Consider the following 20,690-nt stretch of genomic DNA (forward strand, 5'->3'; position numbering starts at 1 on the left):
TGCGGTCGGCCCACAGGAAGTAACCTGCCAGTGCCAAAGCCGCCAGCAAGATATAGGGACCAAACATCACTTTTCTCCTTTTGAAAGGATCGCGCCTACGCCGAATAGTACTACGGCCGTGGCTATCAGACTTGCAGTGTTAGCAACCGACGGCCAGGACCATCCCGGCTTACTGGCGATATAACCACCAGCCGCTACAGCGGCGGCTGCCGAGAGCGTATGGAGATGGCCTCTAGGTAGCGTGAATGTGCTCATAGGCGCATAATCGTGCGCAATCATTGCATGATGATGAGTTGCGAAATGGAACACAAAGGGCGCTGCCAATGCTGCTAGCCCATACGATTGAACTTGTGACCAGCCAGCGCGAAGTCGATTACTTCGCGAGGGCGGCTGGGTGCGCGCGTTTCGTATGGAATTGGGCGCTGGCAGAATGGAACCGCCAACGCGCAGCCGGCGGTAAGCCGAGCGCCATGGCGCTGAAGAAGTCCTTTAACGCCATCAAGTATCAACAGTACCCGTGGATGGCCGACATCCATCGTGACGCGCACGCCCAACCCTTCGCGAATCTATCAAAGGCTTGGTCGAAATTCTTCTCTGACATAAAGTCGGGGATAAAAGCGCACGCCCCTAGGTTCAAGAAAAAAGGTCAATGCAAGGACGGATTCTACGTCGCCAATGACAAGGTAAGGTTTGAGGGAAAGTCGGTTGTGCTGCCATTGATCGGGCGGGTTGCCATGCGGGAGGCGCTGCGGTTCCCCGGACGAGTCATGGGCGCCGCCGTGAGCCGACGCGCTGATCGTTGGTTCATCTCGGTCCAGGTAGAGGTGGCGGACGACGTGGCGTTCATCCCGCGCACCGGCCATGGCGTGGTGGGCGTGGACCTTGGGATCAGTTCGGCCGTCACCCTTTCGACGGGGGAAACGTTCGAGGGCCCAAAGCCGTTGAAAGCGGCGCTACGGCGCCTGCGGATTCGGTCTCGACGCCTTTCCCGAAAGGTGGAGATGGCCACGCCTGGGCGCGCGGCATTCAGCCGCGAGTTCACTGGGCCGCTACGTCCGAACACCAAACCACAGCCGGCGCGGTCTGCCGGCCAGATCGACAGTGCCGCACGGCTGGCACGCCTGCACGCCCGTGTCGCCAATATCAGGCAGGATTTCCTGCACAAGGCAACCACCAGGCTATGCCGCGAAAACCAAGCGATTGGCCTGGAGGATCTCAACGTCGCCGGTATGCTCAAGAATGAGCGTCTTGCCCGCTCACTATCGGACATGGGGCTGGGTGAGTTTCGCCGGCAATTGGACTACAAGGCGAAGCGATACGGCACGCACCTTGTGTTTGCCGATCGCTGGTTTCCGTCAAGTAAGCTGATGTCCTGCTGTGGCCATAAGCTAGACAGACTTGCGCTGAGCGAGCGTCGCGTCGTGTGTCCGGCCTGCGGCACGAGTCATGATCGCGATCACAACGCAGCGATCAACCTTGAACGGCTCGCAACCGAAACTGCGCTACCCGTGGCGAGTGATTCGGCAACGAATTGCACTGCGAGAGGCATATCGCCACTCGCAGGCGGGAAAGTTACGTCCGTCAGAGACGAGGTCGGCCAGCAAGGAACCTCGGGGCGGGAAGGAAACGGCGGCGCGCACATTTGCGCACGTTTCTCATAGCAGGTAGCGCCCGTACTGCAGGCGTTGGTCCTTAGTAGGCGCCTCCACGGCCATCCGGGCTTCCTGCAGCCAGCCTCGCTTTGCTGCCTTGGAACGGTCGACGCGATATTTTGCGCCTTCCTCACGGATGAGCGGATACTGGAAGCCGCTCCTGAGAAACAGGACGTGCCGCTCGCCCAGCGCAGTGGACGCGTCCACCAGACTGTCGAGGCGGGCGGGCAGCATGACGAGACCCGAACTCCGTTCGTAGTGCACGGAGCAGGAAAACTCATCCCCGCTCGTCGACTTCAACAGGACTTTGGCTATCTGGGTCATTGCGGCCCCTTCAACTGCGCCGACCCGTTACCACGCGCAGCGTGGCCACGAGCGAGGCATAGCCTTCCGGAGAGCCGATCGACTGCAGACAGACCGCATTGTCGCGACCGCCTGTGTGGTCATCGCGGCCTCGGCAGGTGCGAAAGCTCATGCTGGCAGCGGTCTGCTGCGGCGCGTGGGAAATCTGCACATACAGCGTGTCGGTGTGCAGCGCATAGAGGTCGGCTTGATGGCGGCGATGGCGGCGCTCGCGAACATTGAAGTCCCGCTGGCGCAGACCAAGGTCGCTCGCCAGGCGGCGAATGACACGCGAGGCATCGCGTTTGAGGGTGGCACAAGCGGCAGCGTTGCCGGGCTGGTGCGGTCGCGTAAAGGATTTAGGGATTTTCATGGCATGTCTCTGAGAAATCGGGACAGCCATCCCCACGGGACAGTGTCCCGCATGGGTGAAGGTCTGGGCAAGCCAGACGTGGGTTCGATGCGTCGAAGACGCGATCAAAGGGTGCTTGCCGAATCGCCTCCGATTGAGCAAACGCCCTCCTCCGGCTGGCGTCAACGCCCGAGGGCGCCGCGTCAGTCAGCGAAGTGTCAGTCCAGGTCCAGCGCGCGATTGATGACGCGAGCGGTTTGCCAGGCCTGGTCTCGATTAAACATCTTGGCCGAGACCAGCTTGCGCAGCGTCGTGCTGCCGGAGGGCCCCTCCACGATCGTTGCGATGTGATCGACGTGGACGCGCCAGCCTTCCGATATGCCGCGCTCCACAGAGACGGCGAAGCGGTGGCGGGCATGCTCAGCTGGCCAGGGCGCGGTGGGTCGGAGGCCATACTGCGCCTCATTGGCGTCGGCGAGGAAGTTTGTCGGGATGATCCACTCGGGCTCAAGTTCGAGCGCACGTAGGGTGTGAGCGAGCAGGTCGGAAACTTCCTGCACGGTCTTGCCTTCAGTAGTGATCGGGGAAACGGATTGCATAGTCGGCTCCAGAAAAGGGACGCCGCTCACGGGGGCGGTGCCCCGTGGGTGCAAGGGATGGTCCTGGACAAACCAGGCGCAGGATTCGATGCGTCGTGCGACGCCATCAAAAACGCTTGCCCAAGCGCGAACGCTGGGGCAAGCCCTCTCGGGCTTGCAAGGGATGGGAGAGCCTGTATGGCCTTCTAGTCATCGCGTCAGGCGGTAATCGCTACCCGACGACACCAAGTACAGCCGCTCGCCAGTGACGAACTGCTGCTCGGAGCCTTGCGTGACGACAAGCTGGCGGCCGTTGTCCGTACGGACAATGACCTCAACGCCGTCACGCTGCGACAGGTGTGTGGCGGTGAGCTGGCCAACGACGCCAGCCGCGGTACCCGACAGGGCGCCGGCAATGTAACGACCATCGCCGTTGCCGATCACGCGGGCGCCAAGCACGGCGCCTACCAAGGTGCTGAGAATCGCCGGTACGCCAGAGCTTGCCGAGAGCATGCTGTCGCCTGCGATGACGACATTGCGCACGCGTAGCACGGTCACCTGCTCGACGGACCCGGTGCGCATGGCGTCGGATCCACGATAGATATTCGGCGAGGATTGCGCAGCGCAGCCGGTGAACAGGCAAACGATGGCAACGAACAGGAAGAAACGCTTGAACATGATGGCCTCACATGAATGGGCCAACATGCCTACGGGCAGGAAGGCCCGTAGGGGGGAAGAGAAAAGCTGTGCCAGCGATGCCGGCAAGGTCGATGCGTCAGGGACGCGGAAAGTACAGCTATGTTAGCAGTCCTGGCCTGTGGCAAGCAATCGTCCGCAGTCATCGCAGGTGCAACCGTGCCAATCTGCCGCGTCACGCTCGGGGTACAGACTTTGAAAACCGGAGAAATCCCCGGTGAACGGGGCGAACGGTACGCCGTTTCCGTCCTTTGGCCGGCCGTATCCCTGGCTGCGGAACTTGGCCTGTGTGCAGGCCGCGCAGTGCGCCGCATCGTGATACAGATAGCCAAAGGGCGGCGCAATGGTGGTCTGAATCTTGGACATGATGTACTCCTGAATAGGAAAACCCCCGACATCGTCGGGGGTGGGTGCATGCAAAGATGGATCATGCGGCTTTCGCGCGCTTACGTGGCGACTTCGCTGGCAGCTTGTAGCCGAAGCGCTCCCAGGCTGCCGGATCGACCGGCAGTGGGTTCGTCCGGCCGGCGGCCAGATTCACGAAAGCACCGCAGTACTGCAGCGTGCCGGTGCGAAAGAGCGTCCAGAGCAGGTTGTAAGCCTGCACGGCGATGGCCTGATTGATGACCAGCGACTGCTTGCGCAGTGCATCGGCCATCGAGCAGGACGGCGCCGTATCCGCCTTGTCCCCTTTCGGGTTCAGCAGTTCCGGGAACAGATCGCCCACATGAGGCAACCGCTCGGCGGCCTTGCCTCGGACCTGACCAAGAATGACCTGGCCGCTATCCGATTCGTTGCCGCAGTCGAGGTAGTAGCCACCGGTTCCGCGTTGCATCGACCCAAGGATGGCCTTACGGGCCGCCCGCGTGTCGACGCAACCGACCACCAGGTCGCACACGAAGCGGTCTTTGCTACCGATCCGGCGTGTTTCCGCTTCCCAGCGGGTACCCATCAGGTTATTCAACCGGTTCACCAGCAACGTAGCCTTGTACTGGCCTACGTCCACCGGATAGAACCCCTGGCGGCCCACGTTGGTTTCGCTCACCGTGTCGTCGTCATACACCGTGCAGTCAATGCCACCGGGATGGCCGAGCTCCAACATCGCATGGTGCAGCCGGGCGAGATTCGGCAGCAAGGCGCTTCCGGTACCGCCGGCGCCGACAACCGCCACACTCCACGCACGCTGGGTCATCGCAACGGGGATCTGATGAACGAGGCTCATGCGACCTCCCCGTAAGCTGCCGTTGCACGAACCCACGCGACCGGGATCGGATTGACGTCTTCCATGATCCCCTTCGCGCACAGGCGCAGTGCCAGTGACGGATACTGACGGTCACACTCACCAACGACCAATGCAAACTTCACGTCGAAACGGTCGTCGGCATTATCGGTCGAGGAGAAGCACGCTCGATGGCGCCCATGCGAATGGCAGTCCATCACCAACACCTCTGCCTCTTCCAGCCGCGGCCGGTCGTAACGAAGGTGGCCCGGGCCGTGCTCCAAGATTCGCACCGGAATGAGCCGGAACGCGCAGGTCTGGCTGTTCCAGACAATCCACGCGCCCGTCTCGTTCGGGTGGGCTTCGCGAGCCATTCGGGCGAACTGCCCAATTAACTCCAGCGGTACCTGACCGCAGTGAAGCTCCGTGGCCGGCTGGACAGCACCGTACGGGATCGGCGTCTCGAATACATAGGATGCCAGCCGGCGGACCAGGCGAATCCACGGGCGAGAGATTTCAAGGAAAATTCCGTTCTGGCCAATCAGGAGCCGTTCCCCGGACGTCTGCATTGGGTGCAGATCGCCAAAGCGCGGAACCATGACGGTCGGAAAGGACTGTTGCAGGGCAATATCAGCAGGATGCATGATCAATGGTTGAGCTTGCCGGCGATGAGATCGGCCAGCGTGAAGTTCATGGGGATGAGGACGGTCTTGGGGTAGTTGGGAAACTTCCCCTCAAGCATGTCCTTCCAGAAGGCGTAAGCGCCGCGCTCGTAGTTCACGCGCTGGCCACCCACATTGGGGTGAGTGAATGCAGAGTTGAAGAAACTCTCTTCCCATCCGGTAATGGAAGCCACGTCGATCTGCTTGGGCACGTGTGCGCTCCCGATGCAGATCTTTCCCTGGTCCCAGGTGTTGAAGTACGGAGGCTCATGCAGGACCGTGGTCGGCGCCGGGCGATCTTCGCCGCCCAGCGCAAAGACTCGGAATCCCGCATGAGACGCCTGGAATACCAGCGCCGGATGCGGAACGACAGCGCTGCGTTTGCCAAGCTCCTTGCAATCGAAGAAGACGCGTTGTTGGCCCGCCGGACACCACCACGTCACCGCGGTGGGACTGATCGACAAGACGTTCGGCGTCAGGAATTCGCCTTTCGGCAGCGCTTCCTTGGCAACCTGCCGCACGGCGTAGATCAGCGCCTGCCGGTTGAGCGGCGTGCCAGGTCCCATCACCGGACGCCCGCCCACATCCTGTTGGATGACGTGGGCGGTTGCGTACGAGAACTGCTCGGGCCGAGCGCCGTAAAGCAAAATGGCCCCTTGCAGGGCCACATCGTGCGACCGTGAGGCGGTCAGAATACTGGCCATGAGGCCTCCTATGAAGAAATGAGAGTGAGAACGCGGTCGAGGGCACCGATGATCCGCAGCATCCCGTCCAAATCACGGAACTGCCGGCGAATAGCGTCGGCCTCGCTCGCTAGAGGAATGAAGCACTGGAAAAGCGTCGCATCACCGGAGTTGTTGATGCAGTCGTAGTGGTCGTCCAGGAGTTCCGAGACGTAGTCACTATCGCTGAACGCGATGATTGCGGCCGAGTAGGCTGGCTCAGCCCACTGCGAGCCTTCAAGCGCTGACCGCTCGCCCTGTTGGGCAACGAGCAACTGCAGGTCGGCAAGCGCCCCACATAGCTCCCCTACCCAGCCGTCTTGCGAACGCGACAGCGCGCGCAGACAACGGCGGCTTAGCGTGCGCAGGTGGGCCGACGCCGAATTGGTATGGCAGAACTTCGGCAACGTGTCATCGGGTGCCAGTTCAGGGCGCACGACGGACGGCAGGTAGCGCTCGATATCGGAATCGTCCTCTCCGAAGCGCTCTTTCAAGAAGCTCCGTGCATCGTCGTCATCGGTGAGCGTGGAATCAAACTCCCAATGCCAGCGCGCGAACATGTCCAGCAACTCATCCGGCGTGCGGAGGTACAACGACTTGCCCGCCGCGGCATTGATGATGCCCATTGCCGTGTAGAGCAACGATGGGTGCGCCGCTCGCAATGCCTGCGCGCGCTCCATGCCGATGACATAGGTCTCGTCGCCGGGCAAGTCAATGCCCAGGTACAGCGGGTTGTCCAACTCTTCGTCCCAGCCGAACTGGCTCACCTGATCAGCTACTGCAGATTGATCGACCAGCGACAGGCTGAACTGCAACCGCTGGCACTTCGGCATGCGAGCGCCAATCCACGCGAACATCGCCTGCGCGAAGGCATCACCTGCACCCGTTGGATCGACGACATCCCGAGCGCGCAGCACGCCGGTCGCGAACTGCACGCGAACCAGGTCCGTGAAGTCCACATCCTCAGGGTAGGCGAGAGCGGCCTTGCCGGGGACCCCTGCTGGGATGACCGGCAGCGTCAGAAAATCATGGGCAGGTCGATGTTGGGCAGCGGAATGCTGTCGCGATGACGACCATGCGGGTTGTCCTCCAACGTCTTCAAAAACAAACGACCGAGGATCGAACAGCATTGTTGAGTCTCCTCAGAATGAAAAAAAACCGCCCTTTCGGGCGGCTTCGTGTTCGGATGGCTGAACTGTCCGGTGGACAGCGCCTTCATCAGATCAGACTTGCGCATAGGCGCCCTTCGCGCCGGCGGCGCGAACGAACGTGTAGTGCGCGACATCGCCCTTGTGCTCGGGGCCATCCACCGCAGCGGTGGTCAGCTCCGGGTACTGGGCGGAATAAACGTCGCGTACCTGTTCCGGGGAAAACGTCGGGCCCGGGTCCATCAGCGTCATGCCGTTGTAGGAGAACTCGCGCTTGAGCTTCTTGACTTCGATAGCCATTGCGATCCTCCTTAACCGAGCAAATCAGACAGGTTGGTGCCGGCCGGTTCGGCAGGCTGCGCGGGCTCGGCTTTCGCCTCAGTGCCAGCGTTTGCACCTTCATCGCCCTCATCGTCCTCGTCGCTGGCATCAGCCGACGACGAAGCTGACGAGGGGGAGGCCTTGACCAGCGCCTTCGTCGCCTTGACGGACTGCGTGGACTTGGCCGCATCCAGAATCGACTTCGTGGCCTCGGCCTGCTCGGCCAGAGACTGGCGAGCGTCGGTAACCGTGGCGACCGCGTCAGCAAAGCCAGCATCGAGCTCCGCCGGCGACGCCGACAACGCCAGAGGCGTTGTGAGCGCACCGTCCGTCGGGTTCTTGATGACCGGCACGACGACAACAGACATCGTATCGCCCTGCATGGTGAGGGTGAGCACGACCTTTTCGCTCGCGCGAACGAGCGGAACAAGTTCCGAGAACATGGGGGGATTCCTTAAGAATAGAGAGAAAGAGAGGCGCACGCGGCGCCTCAGGGAAGATGAATCAGAAGCAAAGGACCTTGGGCACCTTGCCGCTGTAGTCGAAGCCTTCCACGTTGAGAAGTGCCTCGATCAGTTCCGGTTTGGATTTGTTGAACGCCTTGGCGAAGTTGTCACCAAGCGCGGCGCGCAAGCCGAGTTCGTCGGCAAGCACCTTCATCTCGGACTTCGTGAGCATCTCCAGGAAGTCCTTCGACTTCTGAAGATTCCAGTGCTGGCGCAGGTCAAGCTTGTGGTACTGGCACAGCGCCACCAGGTGGCTGACGTCAATCCCTTCGATTGCAGCCACGGTGAGCGCAATGGTCAGGTTCTGGCGCTTGCCCGCGTCCAGATCGTGGACTGCTGACAGGTTCTTCTTGATGTCCGTGGCCGACGACTTCTCGTCCACCAGTTTCTCGAAGATTTTCCCCATCGTGTCACCGGCAATGTGGCGGGACAGGCCCGTCAGTGCCATCGCCAGCAGATAGGTGTTGGCCGTGTCAGCACTGGCCGCGGCCTCGCGACGCAATGCCTTGCGCCACAGCGCGGTCCGGTAGGCTTTCACCTTCTCGGATTCGCTGATCTGCGTGACGGGCTTTTCCTCGGCCGTAGCCTTGGTGGTTCCCTTCGACGCAGCCTGTGCGCTCGCCGCAGCTTTCGCGGGCGCCTGGGTGGCCGCCTTGGTGTCGCGCTCCGCCTTCAGACGTGCCGCGACCTTTTTGGTGTTGCACGCCGTATCGAAGCATTGGCCGCGATAGACCTTGCCCATGCTGTCCGGCAAGGCGCTAACGGCCGCCCCGAAATTCTCGCAGGCGTGACAGGCTTTCGCCTGTTCCTCGCCAACGCCGGTTGGGCCGTCCACCACCAGTTGCACACGCGTGTGGTTGTCCCCCGCGCGCACAATCCGGATCACCGGGTACTCATCCTTCAGGCCGTAGGCAACCGTTTCCAGTTGTTTATCGGTCTTCTGGCTGTAGCACGCTCGGTTGGTGCAATTGCCGGTGGCAATGGCTTCACCGAACATCTCCGTCTGCAACGACGAATTGTGCGGGCAGGCAGCGCAGTCGGCCTTGTCGAAGATGGCCGTGGCGAGGCTGCACGCGGCGGCCTCGATGGTCTTCTTCAGTTCGGCGATCGACTTCTTCTCGGCGATGATGACCGGCAGGAGCTTGTCCTGCTTGTCCTTAGCCAGGGTAGCCAGGAGTTCGGCGTGACCAAGCTGGAGCGCGCGCGTGTTGAGCGCGTCGAGCACGGCTTCGCTGCAGTTCATCAGCGCCAGACGCTTGTCCAGCGTGGAGCGGGACCAGCCGAGTACGCGGGCAGCCTCATCGCGGTCGCCCTTGAGTTGACCGACAATCCGCGCGGCGGCCACGGCTTCCTCGGAGGGCGCCATGTCCGCACGCTGGACGTTCTCGATGAGTGCGAGCCGGTCGGCTTCCTCTTCGGACATCTCGCGAATGGTGACGGGGATTTCGTAGTAGTCGCCGTGTGCTTCCTTGGCGGCGCGCAGGCGACGCTCACCGGCCACCAGCTCGTAACTGTCACCTCCCAGTGGGCGGATCAGGATCGGCTGGATGACACCGTTCTCGCGAACGGAATCGGTGAGTTCTGCCATTTCGGCAGGATCGAAATACTTGCGCGGATTGCGGCCAGGATTGATCTTGCCAACGGCGATAGTGGGGTTCAGCATGATGGGTTCTCCGGAACGGAAAAGGGAACCCGTCGCCGCATCGGGAACAGGTTCCCGATGGGATAAGAAGGAAGGCATGGCGGCCCGGCAAAGCGGGAAGCCAAGTTACGGCAAAAATCTATGCACCGGTGGTGCGAGGTCGATGCGTCGGAGACGCGGAAGTAGCCGAAAGAATAACGGATTTGTGTTGACTGCGCCAGTCGCCCCGTGGAGATGGTCGATTGAGGGGCTTCCCAACTCCTGTCGGCAACCGGTTGAATCTGCGACCCACTACCGCCATTCGACCTTGCCTCGCCTCAACAGCCGCACTCATGGTAGAGCAGTCAATAGTTATCCGGGGGCCAATCGGCAAGAACTCGCCCAAGCGAACCGCCACTCACGGCGAACCGCGCCGATCGACCAAGATGCTTGGGAGCGGCCCCTTCCTTTTGTGCTAACGTACTGACCCCAAGCCGTCTTCATCTGCCTAGCCGAGCGCGTAGTTGCCGCAGAAGGTATATGCAATGGATTTCCCGGAACAACAGTTTTGGAACCAGCCTTCTGCCGCGCTCCAGGCCCGTTTGGCGTCATCACCTGAGGGCTTGAGCCAGTCGGAAGCACGCCAAAGGGCAGCGCGCTTCGGCCCCAATACGCTGCAGCCGGGCGGTGGACGATCCCTGTTACTGCAGTATCTGAGCCACTTCAGGAATCCCCTTGTGATGATCCTGCTCGTCGCCAGTGCCGTGTCGGCGCTGACTGGCGAGCTCACCGGATTCACGATCATCTGGGTCATCGTTCTTGTCAGCGTGACCCTGGATTTCGTCCAGGAGTATCGAGCGGGGCAAGCTGCGGAACAGCTTAAACAAACTGTCGCGGTCCGTGCAAGCGTGATGCGCGATGGACATTTGCAGGACATGCCGATCGCCACGCTGGTTCCCGGCGATGTCGTTCTTCTTGCCGCCGGCGATCTCATACCGGCAGATTGCCGCTTGATCGAGGCCAAGGATTTTTTTGTCAATCAGGCGGCGCTAACGGGCGAATCCTACCCAGTTGAGAAGTACGCGGCCGACCTCGCTGAACCGGCGGGCGACCTCAATCAGGCTGAGAACGCTGTCTTCATGGGGACGTCCGTGATCAGCGGGATGGCCAAAGCGATGGTGTGCCAGATTGGTGCGGATACCGCCGTTGGCAACGTCGCGGATTCGCTGGTGACCAAGGCACCGCCTACCGCTTTTGAGCTGGGTACGCATAGTTTTGGCATGTTGATCATGCGCTTGACCGTGCTGCTGGTGCTTTTTGTGTTTCTGGTCAATGCGCTGTTCCATCGCCCCTTCCTCGAGTCGTTTCTCTTCGCCATCGCGCTTGCGGTCGGGCTGACGCCGGAACTCCTGCCGATGGTTGTCACGGTAACGCTCTCGCGCGGCGCAATGCGCATGGCCCGACAACACGTCATCGTAAAGCAACTCGCCGCGATTCATAACCTGGGCAGCATGGACATCCTGTGCACCGACAAGACCGGCACGCTGACCGAAGCACGCATCCATTTGGAACGGCATCTGGATGCGCAAGGGCGCGATAGCGCGCAGGTCCTGCAGTTGGCTTACCTCAATAGCTATTTTGAAACCGGCCTCAAAAGCCCCTTGGACGCCGCCATCCTTGAGCACAGGGAGATCGAGGTCGGCCATTGGCGCAAGATCGACGAGGTGCCATTCGATTTCGAGCGCAGGCGTGTCTCGGTGTTGCTCGACGATGGTCGGCAGCGGCTGTTGGTGGTAAAGGGCGCGCCAGAGGACATTCTCAAACTTTCCACGCAATACGCGCTTGGCGAGGCACCGGGGATGCAACCTCTGGATGAAGCCGCGCTGGCGACCATCCAGGCGTTGGACGACAGTCTTGGGCGGGAAGGCTTCAAAGTGCTTGGCATCGCGTGGAGATTGGTCGCGCCGAACCACTCGCACGCGGTATTGAGTGATGAAGCCGAACTAATCTTCGCCGGCTTTGCCGCCTTCCTCGATCCCCCTAAGTCCAGTGCCGCCAAGGCGCTCAAAGACTTGGCGGAAATTGGCGTGGACGTCAAGATCATCACCGGTGACAGCGAGCTGGTCACCCGGCACGTGTTTACACAACTTGGCGTGCCAGTCACGGGGGTGCTCACCGGCAACGAAATCCGGCAAATGGACGATACTGCACTGGCTGTGCGGATAAGGGATGCCAACCTGCTTTGCCGGGTCACGCCGGCGCAGAAAAACCGCGTTATCCTGAGCCTGAAAGCCCAAGGACATACCGTCGGTTATCTTGGCGACGGTATCAATGACGCACCCTCGCTTCATTCCGCGGATATCGGCATTTCTGTCGATAGCGCGGTTGACGTGGCCAAGGCGGCGGCAGCGATGATCCTGCTGCGGCAAGACTTAAATGTATTGCGTGCTGGCGTGCTGGAAGGTAGACGGACCTTCGCCAATATCATGAAGTACATCATGATGGGAACCAGCTCGAATTTCGGCAATATGTTCAGCATGGCGGGCGCGACGATATTTCTCGCCTTTTTGCCGATGTTGCCGGCACAAATTCTTCTCAATAACCTGCTTTACGATATCTCGGAACTGCCTATTCCGATGGATAACGTGGATGACGATTTCCTTACGCATCCCAAGCATTGGGATACGACATTCATTCGCAATTTCATGTGGGTGGTCGGTCCAGTGAGCTCGGTCTTCGACTTCTTGACATTTTTCATCATGCTGAAGGTGCTCAACGCGGGCGAAGGGCTATTTCACACTGGCTGGTTTATCGAGTCGATTGCCACTCAAGTATTGGTGATCTTTATCATTCGAACCCAGGGCAGCCCGTTCAAGAGTCGGCCGAGTCGCGTATTGACGATTGCTTCGCTCTCGGTTGTGCTCATTGCCGGCTCATTGCCCTTTATGCCGGTCGCTGCGCTGCTCGGCTTCGTCGCACCACCGTTTCAGTTTTTTCTGATTCTATTGGCGATACTGCTCTGCTATTTGGTCGCCGTGGAATGGATAAAGCGATTGTTCTATCGCTATTTCGCGGCGCACAGGCAGATGGACAGGCTCACCAGCGGAAGGCCATTACCTGAGTGAAGCCGACGTTCATACGTCCGGCCGAGAGCGCGGTTGAATCTGCGGCCGGTCTCTGACGTCGACCCACCCGCGCACTGGCGTGCTGGCGCCACAGGCAACTCCTGACTGCGGATTCAGTCGGTCACGCAGCTACCAGGAAGGCGGACAACGTTGCCGACGACCGGCCATCACCGGCAGGTTAGAAACCACTGCCTTTTTCAGTTGTCAGCGCGTGCCGCGCAGGCCCGCTCTTTGAACCGCCGCCTTGATTAGTCCATCGGATTTCGCGTCCTCAATGAACTTTCGCACATAGGTCATTCCGGGCTCACGGCCTTTCGGGAGTGCTATGGCAACTTCGTCCACACCAATCCGACCATCAAGAACTCGGGACCCAGGCATCTTTTCCGACAACCCGAACAGGTTTGCCTTATTAGCGGCAAAGACGTCCACCTTTCCGGACCTGAGCATTTCCTCCCCGGCGGGAACACTCGGACTCACGATCAGGGTGGCATTCTTGATTATGCGCGCCAAAGATGCGTTCACGGACCCACCCTGCGGCACACCAATGCGCGTTCCCGACCGATCCACTGCGTCGATGGTCAAGATCGGAGAGCCGGCGGGAACGAGGTAGCCGTGCTCAATTACGAGAAACGGGACGGTGAAGTTTAAGACACGTTCGCGCTCTGGGGTTGGCCCAAAGATGGTGAGGTCCCACTCGCTGGACTTCAGGCCGTCCATGATGGCCCCTGGCGAGGGGTACACCACTGGTTCGAATGGAACCCCGATACGCCGGGCCATCTCCTTGCCCAGATCGAACCCCACCCCCTTTGACTCATCCAGCGTGGCACCGCGAACAATGGACGCGGGCGCGCCGAGATAGAGCGCTACACGGAGCTTGCCTGTTGGGGCCAGTACCTGTCGCTCCTCCTGACTAGGCGCGGAAGCGATACCCGCGCAACCTTCAATCAGAAATCCAACTACCGCGGCGGCAAGCCATGGAATCGCTCTCATTCCATCCTCCGTTGATGCTTTACGACGAACAAGTTCACTGACCGACCGCACGCCTTGATCGCCTTGCTATGACGACGCAACATGTTGCAGGCAATATCAAGCGCGGAAAGGCTCATGTGTGCGTTGACAGACAAACCAGCCGTTGGGCAGCCAGTGGTGACTGACTGAGATTGGCCGGCAAGCGCGTGATCGATTCTGAGATTGAGCGCGTTGGCGCTGGCGGGCAGAAGCCGACCCATTGCGGCCAGTCGAACGGAGTCGGCCTCGACGACAGCTTTCAATCTACAACGGCCATCCACGCGGTTTCTGTCCGGTTTTGGAGCCGGCCAGGCCTGATATCAAACCATCGCGAGGCGCACATCCACCAGATTTTCTTTGCCAAATATGGCAAGTGCCCTTGGCGTCACCGATCCAACTCATCTGGGCACACCCGCGCACTTTTATACCGACGCCGGATAATTATCCCGCCATGGATAATTCGGTATAAGAGTGGTGAGCCTCAGCCGCCGCAAATCGCCACAAAACGCGCGACAAATGCGCCTTGACGCACATGTGAAACTGAAATCCTCCGGCGCGTGCTCGTGTCTTGCAGACATAAGGCATCAAATGCTAACTGAGTGGCGGCAGGAGCAAAGGCCCGCCTCCGCGGCACGCTTATTTTGAAATGTCCGCTTTTGACAAGGAGTTTCATCCGCCATGCAAAATGAAAAATTCACCTCGAAGATCACCTACTGGTTCGAACAATCCGTTTTGGTGGCTGCTCAGATCCTGCTGATGGCGGTGATCCTAGCGATGGTCATCCAGCTTTGGGTCATGTTTTCCTCCGATCTCATCGAGCGTGTTCGCAGCATCGATACCGTTCCGGAACTCATGAAGTCGGTGCAGACGGCTTTTTCCGGTGTGCTACTCATCATTCTCGGGCTCGAGCTTATGGAAACGTTGCGCGTGTATTTCAAATCGCACCGCGTTCGGCTGGAAACCATCTTGGCCGTGGCCATCATTGCCATCGGCCGCCACGTGATCAATTTGGATATGGAGCACATGCCGGGCGTTTCCCTCATCGGCGTTGCCGCGGTAGTGTTGGCGCTAACGGGCGGCTATTTTTTGCTCCGATACAAGGCGTCACCCTCTACGGATTGAGGCCAGCGGTGCTTCACTCGATGTGGGAGCGACGCATGGAGGTCGAGGGATTTGCCGCAGTGATGGAAGGTGTGCGCAACGCTGCCGCGGGACTCAAGGGGCGAGCCATTTCGGGTCCGCATGGGTACGAGCAGATTCCCGCACTCGTCGAGCGCAGCAAACAACGGGTTGCTAATTTCTATGACGACCTGGAAGCGCAATTGGGACACGCGGCATTTGTCGCGGGTGGCCACTTCTCCGCGGCTGATATCACCGCCCTCGCTACCGTCGACTTCGCGGCGAAAGCGCTTGCAATGCCTATGCCCGCGACGCATGTCGCGGTCACGCGGTGGCATGAAGTCGTTTCCGCTCGTCCTAGCGCCACGGCGTAAGTTCGGGGCCGAAGCAGCCTGAGGATACCCCAGCCGTCGGTCTATGGCAGCCCCGAGCAAGCGAAACTTTCGAGGGGCGGGGAGGCAGAAAGGGCACGCATTCCATAGGCGGTTATCCGTACCAATCTGGCAGATGGACGAGTCTGGTCGGTCGGCAGGCGATACCCGCCGCGAAGCGGCTATCGTCTCTGATCGACCCCAAGCGGCCTTGCAGGTTTTCGCGACGGCTACGACTGCTATTGAGGAGCAACAGCCGCAGGCCCGTATGCGTGCCCCAGGATGTGGGCGCCGGTCATACCGCCGCGTCGTACTGATGGATCTGCGCCGCTAGTCGTTGCAGCAACCGGTTCGCCGCAGGCGAAAGCTGGCGGCCCACGCGCGTGATCAATTGAGCCTCCGGACTTTGGAGCAACCGGTTCTCGACTGGGATTGCCGTCAACTGGCCGGCTTCCAGCTCAGGGGCAACCGCGATCCGCGCAAGAAACGTGAAGCCGAGATTGTTGGTTATGAACTGCTTGAGCAAGGTGACCGAATTCGTTGTCAACGCTGGCGTCAGTCTGACGCGGTCGAGCAGCATCGCGGCCTCCACCAGCCGCCGCGTGCCGTGCTCCGGATGCGTCAATGCCAGCGGATAAGGAAGCAAGTCCTCCAGCGTGACCGATCCGAACTTGCCGGCGAGCGGGAAATCCGGCGCAACGACCGCGTGCATCGGTTGACGAGATTCAGCGCGGCTGACGACCTTAGGGTCGGGCGACGGGTTGAACGCTAGCCCGATGTCAGCCTCGTCCTCGGCCACCCGACGCACCACTTCGTTGGTGCTGCACAGGTCAACTGTGAGCGAGATTTCCGGGTGGCTTTCGCGGAACTGCCGTATCGGGCCGCCGACCATCGTCGACGCAAAGCCCTCGCCCATGACGACAGTGACCTTGCCGCGGCGCAGTCCGCGCAATTCCTGGATTTTCGAAACGAGATCGGCCTGATGGGCGCGCTGCTGGGAAAAGTACTCGAGCAGCAGCGCGCCTGCCTCGGTTGGTTTGACGCCGCGCTTGTTACGCTCGACGAGCGGCGTGGCAAGTTCCTCCTCGAGCAGTGCGATCTGCCGACTCACGGCCGAGGGCGCGATGTCCAGGAAGTCGGCCGCGGCGCGCACCGTGCCACAGCGCACCGCTTCATACAGGTAACCAATACGGCTTTCGGTGTAGGGGGCTGGCATGCGGTCGTCCCAGACTGGCGTGTAGGCGCCTACTCCGGTTGAAACATCAGTAGGTGCATGCCATCGTCTATCGGCAGCCAGTAGGGCACGACCTTCATGCCGATGCAAACCTCATGCAGTGAACACTTGACCAGGTTGGCAATCACATTGACGCCGACATCGAGAGTCACCGACGCGACCACATAGGGCTCGTGTCCACGAAAAGCTGTGGCGGCGCGCCGCACCACGGTCCATGAGAAAACTTCGCCTCGACCCGAGACCTCGCGCCATTCAATGTCGGTCTTGCGGCCGGTGAAGATACTTGTTGGGCGCGGGTAATGCTGATACTTGCCGGTCGCACGGCAATACTGGATCACCAGCTTCTTCTCGCGTGTCGCCGTCCAGAATGGCTGCGTGAAGCTGGATGGCTGGATCGCGCGCTTGACACCAAAAGTATCATTGAGAAGATCGGGAGTAGCTGTTGCCATTGTCGCCTCGCGTATTGATCATGCGTTGGGAGCCAGGACCAGGGCGCTGCTCGTGCCCCAGTTGCGCGAGTAATTGATCCAGCCGATGCCACTCACCAGCGCATTGGCGGTATTCCTGACCTGACGCGCACCGCCCTCGCCCATCAACTGCCTCACTGCCTCGGTCAGGTTGTGCGAACAGCATGCCGCTTGCCCCGCCGAGATCTGGCCGCCGCCGGTATTCAACGGTAGATCACCATCGAAAGCAAAGTTCATTTCGCGGATGAACTGCACGCCCTGACCAGGCCCACAAAAGCCGAACGCCTCGAGCTGCAGCATGATCGCGATGATGAAATCGTCGTAGGGATGAAACGATGCAACATCCTTGAGCGCGAGTCCTGCCTGGGCGAGGGCGCGTTTGCCGCAAGCCTCGTGGCCACTGCGGGTAACATCGACGAAGTTCTCCCCGCCCAGGAAGTTGGTCCGCTCTCCGTAGCCGATCGGTGTGACGAACTTGTCGATGCCCTTTTCCCTGGCGCGTCGCCGGCTGGTCATCAGCAGGCCGGAAGCGGCGTCGCAGCGCATAACGCAATCGAGCAGACGTATCGGGTCGGCGATCATGCGCGAGTTGAGGTAGTCATCGATAGTGATCGGCTTGCGCAGCTTCTCGCAGGCGTTCTCGTTCAACACGGCATGGGCACGCTGGGTGACCGCGAGCTTGCCCAGCATCTCGTAGTCAAGTCCATACTGATGCTCGTAGCGCCTCGTCAGCAAGCCGAAAGCGTCGGGGGGGCCAAATACGCCGTACGGATCGGCCCACTCGCGGCGGAAGCTGCGGTCACCTCGGTTGTTTTCCGCCACGCCAGTATCGGCGAACAGCAGCAAGACCGTGGTGCATAGGCCAGCATCGATCGCGGCCGCGGCACGTGCGACACTGCCGGTGGCTGAACAGCCGCCGATATGCACCTGGTCGCAGTAGTCGAGTTCCAGGCCGAGCTGGTCGGCCGTGACTTGTGCCCAGAAGCTCTCACCCGCCGCTGTCAGCCCGAACCCGGCCATGACCAGGCCGTCGATCTCGCCCTTCTCGAAGCCGCTGCGCTCGAGCAAGGCTTCGAGGACCTCGGCATCAAGCTCCCAGACGTCGCGGTCGCTTTTCTCCATGATCTTGGTTTCGGCGTAGGCGACGATTGCCGAATCGCGTAGGCCGTTCACAGCGTCTCCCCCCCTCCCGGCGCCTTGATGGGCGCCGCTTTCTTGTTCAGGAACTCGCTCAGACGCGCGGTCGATTCCGGGCTGAGGGTATATTCACTGACCAGCCGCTCGACGAAGATGCCATCGTCGTAAGACATATCCCGGATGCGCGGCAAGGCATTGGTGATGGCGAAATTGGTCAGCGGCGCGTTGGCACAGATGCGCCGGGCCAATGTAACTGCCTTCTCCAGCGCCTGCCCCGTGGGCACCACATACTGCACCGCGTTGAAGCGCAGCGCCTCCTCGGCGTTCAGCACGCGTCCCGTCAACATCAAATCCGTCATGAGGGCGGTCCCGATCAGCCGGCTGATCCGCACCGAGCCGGCGCCGCCGACGAAGATGCCACGCTGGCCTTCAGGCAGGGCGAAGAACGCCGTTTCGTCGGCGACCCGAATATGGGTGCTGGCCGCGGCCTCGAAGCCGCCACCGATGGTGGCGCCATGCAAGGCAGAGACGAAGGGTATCCTCCCCCGAGCGATCAGCTCAGTGTCGTAATTGCGGGGATACGGCAGTTTGTGGTCCTGGCCGCTTTCCCACATCGACGCGGCGTAGGCGAGATCCAGCCCACCGCTGAAGCACTCCCCATGACCGAACAGCACGCCGCACCTGGCCTCTTCACCCGCGCGCATCACTGCCGCATGCAACTGCTTATGCAGTTCGTCGTTGAAGGCATTACGCTTGGCCGGGCGGTTGAGACCGATAATGGCAACGTCGCCATCGAGTTCATAACTCACTACTTCCTGGCTCATTTCTTTCTCCTTCGATGTTTCGTTCATTTCACGAGGGCAACAGCCCGGTCATCCCTGCGCCACTGCATCGATGTGGGCGAGCAAATTTCGTTTGAGCAACTTGCCGGTGTCAGTCATCGGCATGGAGGGCAGCACGCGAAACAGTGCCGGTTGCTTGTAGGGCGCTAGTTGCTCCCGCAGGTAGCCGCGCAGTGCTTGCTCATCGAAACCCATGCCGTCGCGAAGCTCGAGGAAGGCGATCACCCTCTCGTTGCCATCAGGCTCTCGCTGCCCAACGACCGCCGAGCGCTGTACGCTGGGATGCTGATTGAGCACCGCTTCCACTTCTGCCGGATACACATTGAAGCCGGAGCGGATGATGAGCTCCTTCAGTCGGCCGACGATGAACAGCGCGCCGTCCTCCCCCAGCCGCCCAAGGTCACCGGTGGCATACCAGCCGCCGGGACGGAACGCCTGCCGGGTAGCCTCGGGATCTCGAAAGTAACCGGGCGTCAGATACGGCCCGGCGAGCCAGATCTCCCCGGTCTCTCCCGCCGCTACATCGCGATGATTGGTGTCCACGATGCGAATGGACATGCCTTCCAGGAGATAGCCTGCGGCGGTGTCCTGGCGCCGCACGTTGCTTGTGGTGGCGCAGCCGACCGGGGATTCCGAACTCGCGTAACCGTGGTGCAGCGGCAGGCCGAAACAAGCCTCCACGCGCTCTTTCAGCGCGATATCGAGCGGACTGCTTCCCGTGTAGATGTAGCGCAGATGCGGCGCTGATGGCCGGTCAATGCCATGCGTCTCGAGATGGGCAAGGAGGCGCGAATACAGCGCCGGCGGACCTTGCAACTGGCTGACCCGATGATGGGCGAGTGCGTCGAGCACATCGGCGGCAGAGAAAGTCTGCTGCAAGACCAATGTTGCGCCCGAAAGGAGCGAAGAGGCCAGCACAGCGGCGAGGCCAAAGATATGGGTCATCGGCACGAACAAGCACAGGCGATCGTCGCGACCCAGGCCGCGCGATTTGCAGGAGACACGCGCGGCATGCAGCACGGCCGCGTGGGTCACCATGACGCCCTTTGGCCTTCCGGTGGTGCCGGAGGTGGAGATGATCGCCGCGACGCGTTCGGCTTCGCTACCTTGTTCGGCGACCGCTTCAAGGCGCACGTCGCTGTGCATGAGACCGTCGACCGTCGATGACCGGGCTTGGTGCCGCCGGGCATGGGTCATCGCCGCCGCCGAGACTGCCGTGGTGAAGTAGACCACCCGCGCATCGACCAATTGCGCAAAGGCATCGACTTCACCGGCGGCCATGCGGGCATTGACTCCGCAGGACCACGCGCCGACGCGACTGCAAGCGAGCAGCAAGGCGATATGCTGAGTGCAGTTCTCCGTCACGATGACCACCCGATCGCCGGGGCGCACGCCCAAGGCGAGCAGTTCCGTCTCCAGGGCGCTGGCCATCGCGCCGACCTCGGCATACGTCACAGTGCGATCGGGGAGATGGATGAACTCGCGGTCGGGCTCACTCGCGAGCCACGGCTCGAGGAGTTCGTGGATGCGGCTTGGATTCATGGGTTCTCCAAAAGGAAACAGATTCG

General features: G+C 60.9%; 22 protein-coding genes. 4 read left to right on the forward strand and 18 right to left on the reverse strand.

What is annotated here, in order from left to right:
- The first annotated feature begins 323 nt into the window (after positions 1–323).
- Positions 324–1,661 carry a transposase gene (locus CupriaWKF_RS30740; RefSeq protein ID WP_276103854.1) on the forward strand — a complete coding sequence of 446 codons (1,338 nt, stop codon included), beginning with the start codon at positions 324–326 and terminating at the stop codon, positions 1,659–1,661.
- On the opposite strand, the gene CupriaWKF_RS30745 is transcribed toward CupriaWKF_RS30740, so the two are convergent.
- The 12 genes from CupriaWKF_RS30745 to CupriaWKF_RS30800 form a co-directional block, all read right to left on the reverse strand.
- Positions 1,656–1,976, reverse strand: a complete 321-nt coding sequence (locus CupriaWKF_RS30745; RefSeq protein ID WP_276103855.1) for a hypothetical protein — start codon at positions 1,974–1,976, stop codon at positions 1,656–1,658. The genes CupriaWKF_RS30740 and CupriaWKF_RS30745 overlap by 6 nt on opposite strands.
- Positions 1,977–1,986: 10 nt before the next feature.
- Positions 1,987–2,367 (reverse strand): hypothetical protein, encoded by a 381-nt coding sequence (locus CupriaWKF_RS30750; RefSeq protein ID WP_276103856.1) that lies wholly within the window; start codon positions 2,365–2,367, stop codon positions 1,987–1,989.
- A 197-nt stretch (positions 2,368–2,564) separates the two neighbouring features.
- Complete coding sequence (locus tag CupriaWKF_RS30755) at positions 2,565–2,945, reverse strand: hypothetical protein (protein WP_276103857.1); 381 nt, start codon at positions 2,943–2,945, stop codon at positions 2,565–2,567.
- Between the two features lie 189 nt (positions 2,946–3,134).
- Positions 3,135–3,602 (reverse strand): hypothetical protein, encoded by a 468-nt coding sequence (locus CupriaWKF_RS30760; protein WP_276103859.1) that lies wholly within the window; start codon positions 3,600–3,602, stop codon positions 3,135–3,137.
- A 123-nt stretch (positions 3,603–3,725) separates the two neighbouring features.
- Positions 3,726–3,986, reverse strand: a complete 261-nt coding sequence (locus tag CupriaWKF_RS30765) for a hypothetical protein (protein WP_276103860.1) — start codon at positions 3,984–3,986, stop codon at positions 3,726–3,728.
- A gap of 61 nt (positions 3,987–4,047) precedes the next feature.
- On the reverse strand, positions 4,048–4,842 hold the full coding sequence (locus CupriaWKF_RS30770; protein ID WP_276103861.1) for a PRTRC system ThiF family protein: 795 nt from the start codon (positions 4,840–4,842) through the stop codon (positions 4,048–4,050).
- Positions 4,839–5,483 (reverse strand): PRTRC system protein A, encoded by a 645-nt coding sequence (locus CupriaWKF_RS30775; RefSeq protein ID WP_276103862.1) that lies wholly within the window; start codon positions 5,481–5,483, stop codon positions 4,839–4,841. The genes CupriaWKF_RS30770 and CupriaWKF_RS30775 overlap by 4 nt, the downstream gene beginning before the upstream one ends.
- A gap of 2 nt (positions 5,484–5,485) precedes the next feature.
- Positions 5,486–6,205: a PRTRC system protein B gene (locus CupriaWKF_RS30780; RefSeq protein ID WP_276103864.1), complete on the reverse strand. Its 720-nt coding sequence runs from the start codon at positions 6,203–6,205 to the stop codon at positions 5,486–5,488.
- A gap of 8 nt (positions 6,206–6,213) precedes the next feature.
- Positions 6,214–7,353 carry a PRTRC system protein F gene (locus tag CupriaWKF_RS30785; RefSeq protein WP_276103865.1) on the reverse strand — a complete coding sequence of 380 codons (1,140 nt, stop codon included), beginning with the start codon at positions 7,351–7,353 and terminating at the stop codon, positions 6,214–6,216.
- A 93-nt stretch (positions 7,354–7,446) separates the two neighbouring features.
- A complete protein-coding gene (locus tag CupriaWKF_RS30790; RefSeq protein ID WP_223999906.1) occupies positions 7,447–7,671 on the reverse strand; it encodes a PRTRC system protein C in 225 nt (74 codons plus the stop codon).
- Positions 7,672–7,682: 11 nt separating this feature from the next.
- On the reverse strand, positions 7,683–8,135 hold the full coding sequence (locus CupriaWKF_RS30795) for a PRTRC system protein E (RefSeq protein ID WP_276103866.1): 453 nt from the start codon (positions 8,133–8,135) through the stop codon (positions 7,683–7,685).
- A gap of 61 nt (positions 8,136–8,196) precedes the next feature.
- On the reverse strand, positions 8,197–9,861 hold the full coding sequence (locus tag CupriaWKF_RS30800) for a PRTRC system ParB family protein (RefSeq protein WP_276103867.1): 1,665 nt from the start codon (positions 9,859–9,861) through the stop codon (positions 8,197–8,199).
- A gap of 503 nt (positions 9,862–10,364) precedes the next feature.
- Between CupriaWKF_RS30800 and mgtA the strand changes: the two genes are divergently transcribed.
- Positions 10,365–12,944 carry a magnesium-translocating P-type ATPase gene (gene mgtA / locus CupriaWKF_RS30805; protein WP_276103868.1) on the forward strand — a complete coding sequence of 860 codons (2,580 nt, stop codon included), beginning with the start codon at positions 10,365–10,367 and terminating at the stop codon, positions 12,942–12,944.
- Between the two features lie 204 nt (positions 12,945–13,148).
- Here the strand turns inward: mgtA and CupriaWKF_RS30810 are convergent, their stop codons facing one another.
- Complete coding sequence (locus CupriaWKF_RS30810; protein WP_276103869.1) at positions 13,149–13,934, reverse strand: transporter substrate-binding domain-containing protein; 786 nt, start codon at positions 13,932–13,934, stop codon at positions 13,149–13,151.
- A 696-nt stretch (positions 13,935–14,630) separates the two neighbouring features.
- Between CupriaWKF_RS30810 and CupriaWKF_RS30815 the strand changes: the two genes are divergently transcribed.
- Together CupriaWKF_RS30815 and CupriaWKF_RS30820 are read left to right on the forward strand one after the other, a co-directional pair.
- A complete protein-coding gene (locus CupriaWKF_RS30815; protein ID WP_276103870.1) occupies positions 14,631–15,074 on the forward strand; it encodes a phosphate-starvation-inducible PsiE family protein in 444 nt (147 codons plus the stop codon).
- A gap of 35 nt (positions 15,075–15,109) precedes the next feature.
- Positions 15,110–15,445 carry a glutathione S-transferase C-terminal domain-containing protein gene (locus CupriaWKF_RS30820; protein WP_276103871.1) on the forward strand — a complete coding sequence of 112 codons (336 nt, stop codon included), beginning with the start codon at positions 15,110–15,112 and terminating at the stop codon, positions 15,443–15,445.
- 292 nt (positions 15,446–15,737) lie between these two features.
- On the opposite strand, the gene CupriaWKF_RS30825 is transcribed toward CupriaWKF_RS30820, so the two are convergent.
- From CupriaWKF_RS30825 to CupriaWKF_RS30845, 5 genes are read right to left on the reverse strand one after another with little or no spacing between them, the layout of a single operon-like run.
- Positions 15,738–16,658, reverse strand: a complete 921-nt coding sequence (locus CupriaWKF_RS30825) for a LysR family transcriptional regulator (protein WP_276103873.1) — start codon at positions 16,656–16,658, stop codon at positions 15,738–15,740.
- 29 nt (positions 16,659–16,687) lie between these two features.
- A complete protein-coding gene (locus CupriaWKF_RS30830; protein WP_276103874.1) occupies positions 16,688–17,125 on the reverse strand; it encodes a Zn-ribbon domain-containing OB-fold protein in 438 nt (145 codons plus the stop codon).
- Between the two features lie 18 nt (positions 17,126–17,143).
- A complete protein-coding gene (locus CupriaWKF_RS30835; protein WP_276103875.1) occupies positions 17,144–18,316 on the reverse strand; it encodes a thiolase family protein in 1,173 nt (390 codons plus the stop codon).
- Positions 18,313–19,104, reverse strand: a complete 792-nt coding sequence (locus tag CupriaWKF_RS30840) for a crotonase/enoyl-CoA hydratase family protein (RefSeq protein WP_276103876.1) — start codon at positions 19,102–19,104, stop codon at positions 18,313–18,315. Before CupriaWKF_RS30840 ends, CupriaWKF_RS30835 begins: the two co-directional genes overlap by 4 nt.
- Before the next feature lie 48 nt (positions 19,105–19,152).
- The gene (locus CupriaWKF_RS30845) at positions 19,153–20,664 is read right to left on the reverse strand and encodes a class I adenylate-forming enzyme family protein (RefSeq protein WP_276103877.1); all 1,512 of its coding nucleotides are present in this window, start codon (positions 20,662–20,664) and stop codon (positions 19,153–19,155) included.
- Positions 20,665–20,690 lie beyond the last annotated feature (26 nt).

The sequence above is a fragment of the Cupriavidus sp. WKF15 genome (assembly GCF_029278605.1).
Classification (GTDB): domain Bacteria; phylum Pseudomonadota; class Gammaproteobacteria; order Burkholderiales; family Burkholderiaceae; genus Cupriavidus.

Excerpts from the sequence above, each read along its gene's own strand:
- CupriaWKF_RS30750 (WP_276103856.1), bottom strand. The coding sequence starts at position 2,367 with ATGAAAATCCCTAAATCCTTTACGCGACCGCACCAGCCCGGCAACGCT.
- CupriaWKF_RS30815 (WP_276103870.1), top strand. The coding sequence starts at position 14,631 with ATGCAAAATGAAAAATTCACCTCGAAGATCACCTACTGGTTCGAACAA.
- CupriaWKF_RS30825 (WP_276103873.1), bottom strand. The coding sequence starts at position 16,658 with ATGCCAGCCCCCTACACCGAAAGCCGTATTGGTTACCTGTATGAAGCG.
- CupriaWKF_RS30760 (WP_276103859.1), bottom strand. The coding sequence starts at position 3,602 with ATGTTCAAGCGTTTCTTCCTGTTCGTTGCCATCGTTTGCCTGTTCACC.
- CupriaWKF_RS30790 (WP_223999906.1), bottom strand. The coding sequence starts at position 7,671 with ATGGCTATCGAAGTCAAGAAGCTCAAGCGCGAGTTCTCCTACAACGGC.
- mgtA (WP_276103868.1), top strand. The coding sequence starts at position 10,365 with ATGGATTTCCCGGAACAACAGTTTTGGAACCAGCCTTCTGCCGCGCTC.
- CupriaWKF_RS30840 (WP_276103876.1), bottom strand. The coding sequence starts at position 19,104 with ATGAGCCAGGAAGTAGTGAGTTATGAACTCGATGGCGACGTTGCCATT.
- CupriaWKF_RS30830 (WP_276103874.1), bottom strand. The coding sequence starts at position 17,125 with ATGGCAACAGCTACTCCCGATCTTCTCAATGATACTTTTGGTGTCAAG.
- CupriaWKF_RS30775 (WP_276103862.1), bottom strand. The coding sequence starts at position 5,483 with ATGCATCCTGCTGATATTGCCCTGCAACAGTCCTTTCCGACCGTCATG.
- CupriaWKF_RS30755 (WP_276103857.1), bottom strand. The coding sequence starts at position 2,945 with ATGCAATCCGTTTCCCCGATCACTACTGAAGGCAAGACCGTGCAGGAA.
- CupriaWKF_RS30745 (WP_276103855.1), bottom strand. The coding sequence starts at position 1,976 with ATGACCCAGATAGCCAAAGTCCTGTTGAAGTCGACGAGCGGGGATGAG.
- CupriaWKF_RS30785 (WP_276103865.1), bottom strand. The coding sequence starts at position 7,353 with ATGCTGTTCGATCCTCGGTCGTTTGTTTTTGAAGACGTTGGAGGACAA.
- CupriaWKF_RS30810 (WP_276103869.1), bottom strand. The coding sequence starts at position 13,934 with ATGAGAGCGATTCCATGGCTTGCCGCCGCGGTAGTTGGATTTCTGATT.
- CupriaWKF_RS30795 (WP_276103866.1), bottom strand. The coding sequence starts at position 8,135 with ATGTTCTCGGAACTTGTTCCGCTCGTTCGCGCGAGCGAAAAGGTCGTG.
- CupriaWKF_RS30770 (WP_276103861.1), bottom strand. The coding sequence starts at position 4,842 with ATGAGCCTCGTTCATCAGATCCCCGTTGCGATGACCCAGCGTGCGTGG.
- CupriaWKF_RS30845 (WP_276103877.1), bottom strand. The coding sequence starts at position 20,664 with ATGAATCCAAGCCGCATCCACGAACTCCTCGAGCCGTGGCTCGCGAGT.
- CupriaWKF_RS30765 (WP_276103860.1), bottom strand. The coding sequence starts at position 3,986 with ATGTCCAAGATTCAGACCACCATTGCGCCGCCCTTTGGCTATCTGTAT.
- CupriaWKF_RS30740 (WP_276103854.1), top strand. The coding sequence starts at position 324 with ATGCTGCTAGCCCATACGATTGAACTTGTGACCAGCCAGCGCGAAGTC.
- CupriaWKF_RS30780 (WP_276103864.1), bottom strand. The coding sequence starts at position 6,205 with ATGGCCAGTATTCTGACCGCCTCACGGTCGCACGATGTGGCCCTGCAA.
- CupriaWKF_RS30820 (WP_276103871.1), top strand. The coding sequence starts at position 15,110 with ATGGAGGTCGAGGGATTTGCCGCAGTGATGGAAGGTGTGCGCAACGCT.
- CupriaWKF_RS30800 (WP_276103867.1), bottom strand. The coding sequence starts at position 9,861 with ATGCTGAACCCCACTATCGCCGTTGGCAAGATCAATCCTGGCCGCAAT.